The following is a 13,099-nucleotide window of genomic DNA, read 5'->3' as shown; positions in this document are numbered from 1 at the left end:
GTTCCTTTCGCTTACGATTGTGGGATCGTGAGGGTTTGCCCTAGCTGGACATTACCTGACTTTATCTTGTTCGCCCGCTCAATCTCACTCATCGACACGCCATATCTGGCCGCAATGGCTGATAGCGTATCACCGCGTTTTACCTGATGTTTTACTGTTTTGTTTTTAGCAATTGTTTGGGTTTTTGGTGCCGCAGCCTTTACCGTGCTGCCCGATGCCGGCACTTTCAAACGCTGACCCACCCACACCACATCATTTTTCAGCGTATTGTTTTGCCGCAATAGCGCCATGCTGACACCGTATTGGCTCGCAATGCCGGATAAGGTTTCACCACGTTGTACTTTATGGATTTGGCTTTTCCCTGTCGCCACAGGCTTGACGGCAGAGACTCTGCCGCTTTGCGCATTGCTGACAATCGGTTCTGGCTGATTAACACTTGAACGCTGTACTGAAGAATCAACCGCCGCTGTTTCTATTAGCGGACGGTTTTCGACCTTTGGGTCGGCTTGTAGCGGATGCGCAAGGAAATAACTGCGCAAGCCTTTATAAATGGCCTGAGCAATCTTCTCCTGATACGCGCTACTGCCAAGCAGCCGCTCCTCCGTACTATTACTGATAAAGCCGGTTTCCACTAATAACGATGGAATATCCGGTGAACGTAACACCCCAAGACTGGCGTGTTCAGGCCGACGTTTATGAATGTCACCTACTGTTTGTAGCTCACGCAGCACCTTGGTCGCTACGTCATAGCCCACCCGCTGGGAGTGGCCGAATTGGAGATCCAATACTGCCTGACTCAAATAGGGGTCTGACGCGGTATTCGCCAACACGTCACCTGCACCACCGAGCAATTCAGATTGTTTCTCATGCTGTTCCAGCCAGTTGCCCATTTCACTGTTAGCACGGCGATTTGACAGAACCCACACCGAAGCCCCAGTAGCACTGCGGTTAGGTGCCGCATCCGCATGAATAGAAACCAGCACGTTAGCCCCCTGCTTACGGGCCACATCCGAACGGCCCATCACCGAAATGAAGTAATCGCCATTGCGGGTTAAAACCGGTTTAAACATCGGGTCGCTATTAAGCAATGCTTCAAGTCGGCGGGCGATGGCAATCGTGACATTCTTCTCTTTCAGGCCATTTTGCCCGATTGCACCTGGGTCTTGCCCACCGTGACCGGCATCGATTGCCACCACTACACGATCACTATTAGCAACACGGCTGGCTTTAATCGGGCGGGCGGTATTGGTGGTGACGGTATCACTGCTGACAACCACGGTCGGCTTATTGTTAAACGGGTTTTTAGCCTCCGATGTGGTGTTTGAACTGGTCACGCGCGGTGTCGTATTCACGTTATTGACCGGCGGCGTCAAACGCCCAGCATTCGGGCTAGGGGTATTGGTTTGGCTGAGTGGTCTACTGTTTGGGCTTAACGTATTGTTTGAGCTTAACGCATTGTTCGGGCTTAACGTGGTTTGTACCTGACGAGCAGGGGCGGCTGCGGTCATGGTAATGACCACCGTGTAGTTACTGCCCGACTGCTGTGTCACCGCGCGGGTTTTAACTTTTTGCGTCAATTCCAGCACCAGACGGGTGCTTTGCTCATCTTTCGGGGTGCTGGAGCGAATTCTTTTCAGCAGATTCTGCCCACTGAACTCCAAGGGCAAACCAGAGAGATTACCGCTTTGGCGGACATCCAACACCACTCGCTCAGGCGAACTCAACGAGAAAAAGGCATAAATCGGTTTGCCATCAAAACTGAGCGTCACCCGGCTTTCCGTCGGGCCATTGTTCACCTTAATATCGGTGAGTTTCATAGCCAAGGCGGAAGGTAGGCTTAATAAACTCACCATAACCAGCATGACTGCGGTAAACGATCGTTGGCAGCGATTTATTAGCATCAAGCTATGCATCATTATCAAATTATCCTTGCACAGCAGCTAAACGGCGCAATACATCCGCACCCGCATCAGAAAGGGCAACCAGACGGGCTTCACGCCCTTCAGCCTGATACGCCAAATGTAACTCTATATCGGCCCGAGGTAAGAACCCCTCACCTTGCTGTGGCCATTCCACCAGGCAAATTGCCCGCTCATCGAAATAATCACGAATACCCATAAACTCCAGCTCCTCAGGATCCGCCAGACGATATAGGTCAAAATGGTAAACCGGTCTTGGAGTTAATGCATAAGGTTCAACCAAGGTATAAGTAGGGCTTTTAACATGACCAATGTGGCCAAGGGCCTGAAGGAAGCCGCGGCTGAAAGTTGTTTTTCCGGCACCTAAGTCACCGAACAGATAAATAACGCTAGCACCATTGAAGGCATGGGCCAAACTAGCCCCTAATGCAACGGTCGCTGCCTCATCAGGCAGAGGTAAAACGAGTTCTTTCATTCTGTGATATCTATCTTGCTAACTCAGGATTAACGTACTTCGGAATAACTGGCAGTAAATCTGTTGCCAGTAAACCCCGGGTGCCTTGAACTTCAGCCAGTTTGTCTGCGGCAACGCCATGCACGACACAACCTGCACAGGCAGCATCATACAGCACCAGCTTTTGTGCTATCAAACTACCAATAATACCGGACAGAATATCCCCCATGCCGCCGGAGGCCATCCCTGCATTACCAACATCAGCAATCGCCATCTCGCCCTGCTCACTGGCAATCAGGGTACCAGCACCTTTCAATACCACCACACCACCATATTGTTTAACGATGTTTCGGGCCGAAAGTAAGCGGTCACTCTCAATATCAGCGACGCGACAACCAAGCAGACGAGCAGCTTCCCCTGGATGTGGGGTCAATACCCGATTCTGACGCCTATGTGGATTTAATGCCAGCAAGTTGAGCGCATCTGCGTCCCATAATGCTGGTTTATCACTTTGTTGCAATAAATTCAGAGCATTCCGGCCCCAATCGGACTGCCCTAACCCCGGGCCGACAACCAGGACATCAGCCCAGCCAATACCTTGCTCAAGAGTTTCCGGCGTTAACTCTTGTACCATCAACTCGGGCCTTGCCGCCAGAATCGGTGCCACATGCTCAATGTGAGTGAGCACTCGCACCAAGCCAGCCCCACTGCGCAGAGCGGCTTCACCAGCCATGCGAATCGCACCTCCCAGCCCTTTATCTCCGCCCACCAGCAACAATCGGCCATGTTCCCCTTTATGAGCACAAGGGCGGCGTGGCTGTAGCCATTGCGGTAGGTGATCTGCGGTCATTCGCTCAATTTGTAGCGGTTGAGTGAGCAGCCATGCTGTCAGCCCCAAGTCATTGCAGTGTAAATGCCCCACCCAATCACGGGCCTGACCGGTGAGCAAACCTGGTTTCAGCGCGACAAAAGTCAGGGTGTGGTCTGCGCGAATAACAGATCCGGGAGCAGCACCGCTATCGGCACTGAGTCCAGAAGGAATATCCAAGGCAATCTTTGCGGCCCGATGGCGATTCGCGGTGTCAATCAGCGTAGCATAAGCGCCTTGCGGTGCCGCTCGCAGGCCAATACCCAACAATGCATCAATAATCAAATCAACATGTTGTGGCCACGGTGTCTCAGGTTGATGAATTATGCCACCTGCCGCCAGCCATTGGGATTGCGCCTGATGCGCTTGTGCGGGTAATGGCCGATTGCCGGGGCAGGCAATAAGCGTAACATTCAGCCCAGCCGCTAATGCCCGATTCGCAACGATATAACCATCGCCACCATTATTACCGTGGCCACACAATATCAACCAGTGACGCGCCGCTGGGTACTGTTTACGCGCCAGTTCAAAGGCCGCATCGCCCGCTCTGACCATCAGATCAAACAACGTTAGAGAAAAGTGTGCCGCGGCCACAGCCTCGTTCTGACGTACCCAGTCCGCAGAAAAAACAGAGTGTGGTAAGCTGACACCGATTTGTTTCTTACTATGGTCCGTCATGGCACACCCCCTCGATCTGAATCAATTAGCCCAACATATCAAGCAATGGGGGCAATCGCTAGGTTTCCAGCAAGTCGGTATCTGCGATACGGATTTGTCTGCGGAAGAACCGCGGTTACAAACTTGGCTTGATAAACAATATCATGGCGAGATGGCCTGGATGGCTCGCCACGGTATGCTGCGCGCGCGGCCCCATGAATTATTACCCGGAACCTTACGGGTGATTAGCGTGCGGATGAATTATCTCCCTGCCAAGGCTGCATTTGCCAGCACATTGAACAATGCTGAGTTAGGTTATGTCAGTCGCTATGCGCTGGGCCGTGATTATCATAAATTGCTGCGCCAGCGGCTGAAAAGATTGGGCGATATGATTCAGAGTTACTGTCTGGAGCAGGCTCACGGTGACATCAATTTCCGCCCATTTGTCGATTCTGCCCCCATTATGGAGCGGTCATTGGCTGCAAAAGCAGGAATTGGCTGGGTTGGTAAGCACTCACTGATTTTAAATCGTGATGCGGGTTCCTGGTTCTTTCTTGGCGAATTATTAATTGATCTGCCGCTGCCTATAGATAAGCCGCAAGAGGAGCAATGTGGCCGTTGCGTTGCCTGTATCACCACCTGCCCGACCGGCGCTATCGTTGCACCCTATACCGTTGATGCTCGCCGCTGTATCTCCTACCTAACCATTGAACTTGAAGGGGCGATACCAGAAGAATTTCGTCCACTAATGGGAAATCGTATTTATGGCTGTGATGATTGTCAGCTTATCTGCCCCTGGAACCGCTTCTCACAATTAACTGATGAGGAAGATTTCAGCCCACGCGCCGTGCTACACACGCCACAGTTATTGGATTTATTTGCCTGGAATGAAGAGAAATTTTTGCGGGTTACGGAGGGTTCCGCCATCCGCCGCATTGGTCACCTACGCTGGCTACGTAATATCTCGGTAGCACTGGGCAATGCCCCCTATCTCGACAGTATCGTATTGGCACTGGAAGCGCGCCGCGGGATTGATCCAATGCTAGATGAACATATTGAGTGGTCAATCTCACAACAATTGAAAAGACGGTCTACACTGACTGTGGCTGTTCAATCGCCACAGAAAAAAAGGCTGGTGCGGGCTATTGAGAAAGGCCTACCACGGGATGCCTGATATCCCCCTTTACCTGAAACTATATGCTGTTTAGTATGGCTTTTTTTTATGTATTTTTATAATGAATGAACTCGGAGTTTTCCTGTGCATAAAAATAAAAACACCTTGGCAATCAAGTGCGAAAAAAAGCGCAAGTGATCGGTATAACGTTTTCACAGAAAAATATATATCGCTAAATCAAAGAGATATGAAAGAGGGTTGCGCAGTGGATAAAATATGAGCTGGATATAAAAAGAGCAGAATCTGTGGATAAGTCTGTTGACGAAGTTAATACATTGTATGTACAACGCGGCATGGCGCGTTATGTAGCTGTGGATAAAAATAATAGAATTGAATAAAAATTTTGGAGCGGGAAACGAGACTCGAACTCGCGACCCCGACCTTGGCAAGGTCGTGCTCTACCAACTGAGCTATTCCCGCATTGAGATGCTTTTGCACCCTGCTGTATGTGACAGCATTTGATATTTACTGCTTATTCAGAAATAAATTTTGGAGCGGGAAACGAGACTCGAACTCGCGACCCCGACCTTGGCAAGGTCGTGCTCTACCAACTGAGCTATTCCCGCGTCGCTGCCATACGTCATAATAACGTATCACTTATATTTCTGACTTCTGAACTAAAGCTGCTGTACTGCCGGTCACTATCTTTATGGTTAAAGATTGGAGCGGGAAACGAGACTCGAACTCGCGACCCCGACCTTGGCAAGGTCGTGCTCTACCAACTGAGCTATTCCCGCTTGGTGCCGTCTTACTTTTTACAACTTTTTCTACACATAACTCGTACTAAATCGGTCTGCGCATGTTTGCGAATTCTTCATCGGTACGGGGTGCGCATTATACGAGAAATCCGTTTTGCCGCAAGCCCCTAAAAGCAAAAAAATCATTTTTTGATTCAAGTGCCGATTAAAACAGCAATGTGGCGCTTTTACCAGCGCCGGGCACAGTATATACCCAAAGTTATTGAAACAGCAGGGGTGTAAACGCAGCTACCCCTGCTACTGCAAGGCCGCAGCAAATCCCCAAAGTCATTGGAGTAGCAGGTAGGCAGCCAGCAAACGCATCCTGATGAGTCTATTTATTTTAAGGTCAACGGGCAGTCAGTGATTCGGATAAGTGAGTGCAGCTAACCCCCCTCCCGCTACTTCAAGGCCGCAGCAAATCCCCAAAGTCATTGGAGTAGCAGGTAGGCAGCCAGCAAACGCATCCCGATGAGTCTATTTATTTTAAGGTCAACGGGCAGTCAGTGATTCGGGTAAGTGAGCGCAGCTAACACCCCCGCGACTTCAAGGCCGCAACAAATCCCCAAAGTCATTGGAGTAGCAGGTAGGCAGCCAGCAAACGCATCCTGATGAGCTTACATAAGTAAGTGATTCGGGTAAGTGGGTGCAGCTAACACCCCTGCTACTTCAAGGCCGCAGGGGATTAAGATTGAATAAAATGCTCGCGGTAATAGGCAAGCTCAGCCACAGATTCACGGATATCGTCTAGTGCTTGATGGGTATTTTGTTTTTTGAAACCTGGCAGAATCTCTGGTTTCCAGCGGCGTGCCAGCTCTTTTAGCGTGCTGACATCCAGATAGCGGTAGTGGAAATAAGCTTCAAGCTCTGGCATATAACGGAACAGGAAGCGGCGGTCTTGGCCGACACTATTACCACAGATAGGTGAAGCGCCTGCTGGAACCCACTGTTTCAAGAATTCAATGGTTTGTAATTCAGCATCACTATCGCTAAATGGGCTGGCTTTAACCCGTTCCACCAAACCACTGCCGGTATGGGTACGCACATTCCATTCATCCATAAGCCCAAGCTGTTCATCCGACTGATGAACCGCCAATACTGGGCCTTCGGCTAGAATATTGAGATTAGCATCGGTGACCAGAGTGGCTATCTCAATGATCCGATCGCGCTCAGGATCAAGGCCGGTCATTTCCAGATCGATCCAGATCAGATTATTTTGATTCTCTGCCATAATATTTCCTGCCTGTTAGCGGGTGAGACTACCGAACAAACGGTTAATTGATAAAATAATGTGTATCATAGCCCTTTTGGTCGCAACCAGCGATATACCCAAAGAAATTGGCGTTGCAGGTAGGTAGCAAGCAAACGAATCCCGATAAGATTACACCGATGCGGGGGAGTGAAGCGAGTGGCCCCAGCGGCTTCAAGTATGAAGGGTATTAATGCAGATTCAAGTGAGGCGCAGTGAGTAAGAATAAACTGTCGAAAGGTCAACAACGCCGTGTGCAGGCAAACCATCAGCGTCGGCTACGCACTGATAGAAAACCTGAGTTAGATGACTCTCAGCTTGGCGATGCGCAAGAAGGTATCGTAATCAGTCGTTTCGGTCAGCACGCCGATGTCGAAGCCACCGATGGTGTTCAACACCGTTGTAACATCCGCCGTACCATTAAATCACTGGTTACCGGTGACCGTGTGGTCTGGCGTCCAGGCTTGCAAGCTCAGGAAGGTGTGCGGGTTAAAGGCATTGTCGAAGCCGTACATGAGCGTACATCCGTGCTGACACGCCCTGACCTGTACGACGGCGTGAAACCGATCGCCGCAAATATCGATCAGATAGTGATCGTTTCGGCGATCTTACCTGAACTTTCTCTTAATATTATCGATCGCTATCTGGTGGCCTGTGAAACACTGGAAGTCGAACCGTTAATTGTGTTGAACAAAATCGATTTACTGGATGCCGATGGCCGTAAATTCGTTGATGGCATGATGGAGATTTACCGGCGCATTGGCTACAACGTGCTGGAAGTCTCAAGTCAAACCCGTGAAGGGATGGAAGCCTTTGAAAAGGCACTGGCCGGGCGCATCAGTATCTTTGCCGGTCAGTCCGGCGTGGGTAAATCCAGCCTGCTGAATGCCCTGTTACCGCCAACGGATAACGAAATTCTGGTGAATACGGTATCGGGTAATTCAGGTCTGGGTCAGCACACCACCACCGCAGCCCGCTTATATCACTTCCAGCAAGGCGGCGATGTGATTGACTCACCGGGGGTGCGTGAATTTGGCCTCTGGCATCTGGCACCGGAACAAATCACTCAAGGATTTGTCGAATTCCGTGATTATCTCGGCCATTGCAAATTCCGTGATTGCAGCCATACCACCGATCCCGGTTGTGCACTGCGCGAAGCGGTAGAACAAGGCAAAATCGCTGAAGAGCGTTTCGATAATTACCATCGAATCCTGGAAAGTATGGAACAGGCGAAGCCGCGTAAGACATCTGATAGCGACGAGAAATGATGTCTCAATAGTCCTGTTGAACATGCTTTAGCTAAAAACTGTGGGCGCAGAAAGATATATACCCAGTGACTTCAAGATGCAGGTAGGCGGCAATTGAGCGAAGCCTCAGGAGCTTACTCAAGTAAGTGACTGGTGTGAGTAAAGGCAGCCAACACCCCTGTATCTTGAAGGGCGACGAGTATAATGCGCCCCCTCATTAATTTTACCGTTTACCCAGAGGTCTACGTGCTGGACAGTATCAAAATCAGATTACAATATTTACTCCCAAAACTTGGCCTGACTCGTTTGGCAGGCTGGGGGGCAGATAAGCAAGGTGGCTGGCTGACCCAACTGGTGATCAAGGCATTTGCCCGCTACTACCATGTTGATATGAAGGAAGCCCAGGACCCTGAGTTCTCTGCTTATCGTTCGTTTAATGAGTTCTTTGTGCGCCCACTGCGCGCGGGTGTGCGCCCTGTTGTAGCGGAAGAAAACCTCTTGGCCCAACCTGCCGACGGCGCTATTAGCCAGTTAGGCGCAATTCATGACGGGCAAATTTTGCAGGCAAAGGGCCACAACTACACGCTGGAAGCCCTACTCGCCGGTAACTATATGTTGGCTGCTGAGTTCCAAAATGGCCATTTTGTCACCACCTATCTGGCTCCACGTGACTACCATCGCGTCCATATGCCGTGTGACGGTATCTTGCGCGAAATGATTTATGTGCCAGGTGATTTGTTCTCGGTCAATCCATTGACTGCGGCCAATGTGCCTAATCTCTTCGCACGTAATGAACGTGTTATTTGCATCTTTGATACCGCTTTTGGCCCGATGGCACAAATTCTGGTAGGTGCCACTATTGTTGGCAGCATAGAAACCGTCTGGGCTGGCACCATTACCCCGCCACGAGAAGGTGTGATTCGCCGATGGACCTATCCGCAAGCAGGAACTGAAGGCGCGGTAGTGCTGGAAAAAGGGCAAGAAATGGGCCGCTTTAAGTTAGGCTCGACAGTGATTAACCTGTTTGCTGAAGGTAAAGTCTATTTAGCACCACAGTTAAACAGTGGTTCTGTTACCCGCATGGGTGAAGTATTAGCCGAAGCCGTCCCTACTGCTATACCCTAAATAATTCGAGTTGCAGTAAGGCGGCAAGCGAATAAACCCGATGAGTTGACGCTAGTCAATGATTCGGGTAAACGAGAGCAGCCAATGCATATGCAGCTTGGAGTATGACGGGTATAAACGTAATCGATGTTAAGGAACCCTTACGTGCGCCTAATAATTTCTCGATCTTTTGGTAAATCACTCTCTTTTGGCCTGTTACTGTCATTTGTCATGCTGCTGTCTTTGCCGTTGCATGCGGCAACTCAGCCTAATGAAGATCAGCTCAGACAAGAGCTGAAACAGGCTGAAACCAATAAAGGGATGCCAAATCAGACCGAAATTGTTCAGGCGCTGCAATCGGCTCTTAGCTGGCTGGCGGATGCAAAAGAGTCTGATATCCGCGCCCAGCAGTATCAAAAAGCCATTGATGACTTCCCCAAACTGACCCGCGAGTTACGCCAGGAACTGGCGCAAGAAGGGGATAAACCCCTGCCCGTACCCAGTAACATGTCTACATCCGAACTGGAACAACAAGTGCTGCAAATCAGCAGCCAGTTGTTGGAATTAAGCCGTCTGTCGCAACAAGAACAGGATCGGGCGCGGGAAATCAGTGAATCCCTCAGCCAGTTGCCTCAGCAGCAATCAGAAGCTCGGCGAATTCTGACTGAAATCAGCACCCGCCTTCAGGCGCAAAGTAACCCCGCCAATCCTGTCGCACAGGCACAGTTTGCATTACTACAAGCAGAAGCCGTGGCCCGTAAGGCTAAAGCCAATGAACTGGAGCTTTCTCAGCTCTCAGCCAACAACCGGCAAGAGCTGTCACGGCTGCGCGCCGAGTTATACAAAAAGCGTCAAGAACGGGTTGATGCTCAGCTCCAAACCTTACGTAATAATCTCAATAACCAGCGTCAGCAGGCGGCTGAACAGGCACTTGAGCGCACCGAGTTACTGGCGGAACAAGGGGGCGATTTACCTGAGTCAATCATCCAGCAACTGCAAATCAACCGCGAGCTATCTCAAGCGCTAAATCAACAGGCGCAACGCATTGATCTGATCTCTTCGCAACAACGGCAAGCGGTAGCCCAGACCCAACAAGTCCGGCAGGCTCTCAGTACTATTCGTGAACAGGCCCAGTGGCTGGGCGTTTCAACCGCACTGGGGGAAACACTGCGGGCACAGGTTGCAAGATTGCCTGACGTACCGAAATCTCAGCAACTGGATCGTGATATGGCGCAGTTGCGGGTTCAACGTCTGCAATATGAAGACATGTTGGAGAAGTTACAGCAGCAAAATGTTAAATTAAAGCAAAATGATGGTACACCGCTCACCACCGAACAGCAGCGGATCCTTGATGCTCAATGGCGCACACAGCGCGAATTGCTGAATTCTCTGCTGTCCGGCTATGACACCCAGATTCTAGAATTAACCAAGTTGAAAGTGGCCAACAGTCAGTTGGTGGATGCGCTAAGTGAAGTTCGCGAGGCCACTCACCGTTATCTATTTTGGGTCGCAGATGTCAGCCCAATATCACTGTCTTACCCGATTAACGTTGCCCATGACCTGACCCGCTTACTGTCGCTGGATACACTTTCGCAGTTAAGTGGCGCATTCGTCATGATGATGACCAGCCAGGAGACACTGCTACCGATCAGCGCAGCCTTGCTGTTTGTCGGTTTCAGTATCAGCTTGCGTCGCCACTATCATGCCTTCCTGGAGCGTGCTAGCAGCCGGGTAGGTAAGGTTACACAAGACCATTTCTCCCTGACATTACGTACCGTTTTCTGGTCAATTCTGATGGCGCTGCCGCTACCGGTATTGTGGGCCGCGCTCGGCTATGGCCTGCAAAACGCCTGGTCATATCCGATGGCGATCGCCATTGGTAATGCCGTCACTGCCACCGTGCCAGTACTGTGGCTGTTTATGATAAGTGCCTCGTTTGCCCATCCTCATGGCCTGTTTATCACCCACTTCCGCTGGTCACCGGCGCAGGTCGGGCGGGCAATGCGTTTTTATCGCATGTCAGTGTGGTTGATTATCCCATTGATGATGGCACTGATTACATTCGAGAATTATAACGACCGTGAATTCGCTGGCACCCTGGGCCGCTTGTGCTTTATTTTGCTGTGTGTTGCCTTAAGTCTGGTGACCAATAGCCTGAAACGAGCCGGTATTCCACTCTATCTGGATAAAAAAGGCTCGGGCGAGAACATCATTAACGTGGCGTTATGGGGGCTACTGCTATCTGCCCCACTGATTGCGGCATTGGCCGCGGCGCTCGGTTATCTCACCACCTCACAGGCGCTACTGGCGCGTTTGGAAACCTCGGTTGCCATCTGGTTCTTCTTGTTGGTGGTTTACCATATTATCCGCCGTTGGATGCTGATTCAGCGCCGCCGTATTGCTTTTGACCGAGCTAAGCAGCGGCGAGCCGATATTCTGGCGCAGCGCGCCCGCGGTGAAGAAGATACGCCGCACAATAACAGTACCGAAGGGTCCATTGATGTTGAGGAACCGGTCATTGATCTGGATGTGATCAGCGCCCAATCTCTGCGTCTGGTGCGATCGATCCTGACGATGATCGCCTTGGTTTCAGTGATAGCATTGTGGTCTGAGATTCATTCAGCGTTTGGTTTTCTGGAAAATATTCGCCTGTGGGATGTGTCATCCACCATTAACGGTATTGAGTCGGTGCAGGCGATCACCATGGGATCACTGCTGATCGCTATTTTAGTGATGGTTGTGACTACCCAGCTAGTCCGTAACCTGCCTGCCCTACTGGAACTGGCGCTATTGCAGCATCTGGATCTGACGCCGGGAACGGGCTATGCCATTTCCACCATCACCAAATATCTGTTGATCCTGTTCGGCAGCTTGCTCGGTTTCTCTATGTTGGGGATCGAGTGGGCGAAATTCCAATGGTTGGTTGCCGCACTTGGTTTAGGTTTGGGGTTCGGTTTGCAGGAGATTTTTGCCAACTTTGTTTCTGGTCTGATCATCTTGTTCGAGAAACCGATCCGTATCGGCGATACCGTGACCATACGTGATCTCACCGGTAGCGTGACCAAAATCAATACCCGTGCCACAACTATCTCTGACTGGGATCGCAAAGAAATTATCGTGCCGAATAAGGCATTTATTACTGAGCAATTTATTAACTGGTCACTGTCGGATTCAATTACCCGTGTGGTACTCACAGTGCCGGCTCCGGCTGAAACCAGCAGTGAGGAAGTGACTGAGGTGTTACTTACTGCTGCACGCCGCTGTACCTTGGTATTGGATAACCCACCACCCGAGGTCTATCTGGTTGATCTTCAACAAGGGATTCAGATTTTCGAACTGCGTATTTACGCCGCCGAAATGGGCCATCGTATGCCACTGCGCCATGAGATCCACCAGTTGATTCTGGCCGGTTACCGTGAGCACGGCATTACTCTGCCATTCCCACCCTTCCAGGCTCGGCTGGAAACACTGGGGCGTGGCGCTGGCCGCACTATTACTTCAGGGCGTGGCCGCACACCGGGTAGCTTGTAAATTAAGTTGACGTATCGATAGAGAAATGGCCTGACTCTGTGAAGAGTCAGGCCCAATAATCAGGAATATTACCCAAAGTCATTGGTGTTGCAGCAAGGCAACAAGTTCATTAATCCCGATGAGCTTACATCAGTGTTCGTGAACGTAGCGAACACCGCT

8 protein-coding genes and 3 tRNA genes are annotated in these 13,099 nt (G+C 50.6%); 4 read left to right on the top strand and 7 right to left on the bottom strand.

Annotation, left to right across the window (positions count from 1 at the left end; genetic code table 11):
• Positions 1-11: 11 nt before the first annotated feature.
• The 3 genes from amiB to nnr all read right to left on the bottom strand — a co-directional run bounded on the left by amiB (position 12) and on the right by nnr (position 3,919).
• Positions 12-1,862: an N-acetylmuramoyl-L-alanine amidase AmiB gene (gene amiB, locus Q2T71_RS00845; protein ID WP_372559804.1), complete on the bottom strand. Its 1,851-nt coding sequence runs from the start codon at positions 1,860-1,862 to the stop codon at positions 12-14.
• Between the two features lie 61 nt (positions 1,863-1,923).
• Entirely contained in the window at positions 1,924-2,394 is a 471-nt protein-coding gene (gene tsaE / locus Q2T71_RS00840; protein ID WP_083160981.1) for a tRNA (adenosine(37)-N6)-threonylcarbamoyltransferase complex ATPase subunit type 1 TsaE, read from the bottom strand.
• Positions 2,395-2,404: 10 nt separating this feature from the next.
• Complete coding sequence (gene nnr, locus Q2T71_RS00835) at positions 2,405-3,919, bottom strand: bifunctional ADP-dependent NAD(P)H-hydrate dehydratase/NAD(P)H-hydrate epimerase (RefSeq protein ID WP_372557821.1); 1,515 nt, start codon at positions 3,917-3,919, stop codon at positions 2,405-2,407.
• Here nnr and queG point away from each other — a divergent pair.
• A complete protein-coding gene (queG, locus tag Q2T71_RS00830; RefSeq protein ID WP_372557820.1) occupies positions 3,918-5,072 on the top strand; it encodes a tRNA epoxyqueuosine(34) reductase QueG in 1,155 nt (384 codons plus the stop codon). The genes nnr and queG overlap by 2 nt on opposite strands.
• Before the next feature lie 344 nt (positions 5,073-5,416).
• Here the strand turns inward: queG and Q2T71_RS00825 are convergent.
• The 4 genes from Q2T71_RS00825 to orn form a co-directional block, all read right to left on the bottom strand.
• A tRNA-Gly gene (locus tag Q2T71_RS00825) sits at positions 5,417-5,492 on the bottom strand.
• A 70-nt stretch (positions 5,493-5,562) separates the two neighbouring features.
• A tRNA-Gly gene (locus Q2T71_RS00820) sits at positions 5,563-5,638 on the bottom strand.
• 95 nt (positions 5,639-5,733) lie between these two features.
• Positions 5,734-5,809, bottom strand: a tRNA-Gly gene (locus Q2T71_RS00815).
• Positions 5,810-6,494: 685 nt separating this feature from the next.
• Positions 6,495-7,040: an oligoribonuclease gene (orn, locus tag Q2T71_RS00810; protein WP_005187496.1), complete on the bottom strand. Its 546-nt coding sequence runs from the start codon at positions 7,038-7,040 to the stop codon at positions 6,495-6,497.
• A gap of 233 nt (positions 7,041-7,273) precedes the next feature.
• On the opposite strand from orn, the gene rsgA reads away from it, so the two are divergent.
• From rsgA to mscM, 3 genes are all read left to right on the top strand, one after another.
• Positions 7,274-8,326 carry a small ribosomal subunit biogenesis GTPase RsgA gene (gene rsgA, locus Q2T71_RS00805; RefSeq protein ID WP_005187493.1) on the top strand — a complete coding sequence of 351 codons (1,053 nt, stop codon included), beginning with the start codon at positions 7,274-7,276 and terminating at the stop codon, positions 8,324-8,326.
• A gap of 225 nt (positions 8,327-8,551) precedes the next feature.
• Positions 8,552-9,430, top strand: coding sequence for an archaetidylserine decarboxylase (gene asd / locus Q2T71_RS00800; RefSeq protein ID WP_083163920.1), 879 nt, complete (start codon positions 8,552-8,554; stop codon positions 9,428-9,430).
• A 126-nt stretch (positions 9,431-9,556) separates the two neighbouring features.
• Entirely contained in the window at positions 9,557-12,940 is a 3,384-nt protein-coding gene (gene mscM, locus Q2T71_RS00795; protein WP_372557819.1) for a miniconductance mechanosensitive channel MscM, read from the top strand.
• Positions 12,941-13,099: the final 159 nt, after the last annotated feature.

Origin of the sequence: Yersinia sp. 1652 StPb PI, from assembly GCF_041538345.1 — a bacterium.
Taxonomy (GTDB): Bacteria; Pseudomonadota; Gammaproteobacteria; order Enterobacterales; family Enterobacteriaceae; genus Yersinia; species Yersinia enterocolitica_E.
The sequence above is the reverse complement of the archived record's forward strand: the minus strand, read 5'-3'. Positions and strand labels throughout refer to the sequence as shown.

Bases quoted from the DNA above. Each gene is read 5' to 3' on its own strand.
- queG (WP_372557820.1), top strand. From the start codon at position 3,918: ATGGCACACCCCCTCGATCTGAATCAATTAGCCCAACATATCAAGCAA.
- tsaE (WP_083160981.1), bottom strand. From the start codon at position 2,394: ATGAAAGAACTCGTTTTACCTCTGCCTGATGAGGCAGCGACCGTTGCA.
- orn (WP_005187496.1), bottom strand. From the start codon at position 7,040: ATGGCAGAGAATCAAAATAATCTGATCTGGATCGATCTGGAAATGACC.
- mscM (WP_372557819.1), top strand. From the start codon at position 9,557: ATGTTAAGGAACCCTTACGTGCGCCTAATAATTTCTCGATCTTTTGGT.
- nnr (WP_372557821.1), bottom strand. From the start codon at position 3,919: ATGACGGACCATAGTAAGAAACAAATCGGTGTCAGCTTACCACACTCT.
- amiB (WP_372559804.1), bottom strand. From the start codon at position 1,862: ATGCTGGTTATGGTGAGTTTATTAAGCCTACCTTCCGCCTTGGCTATG.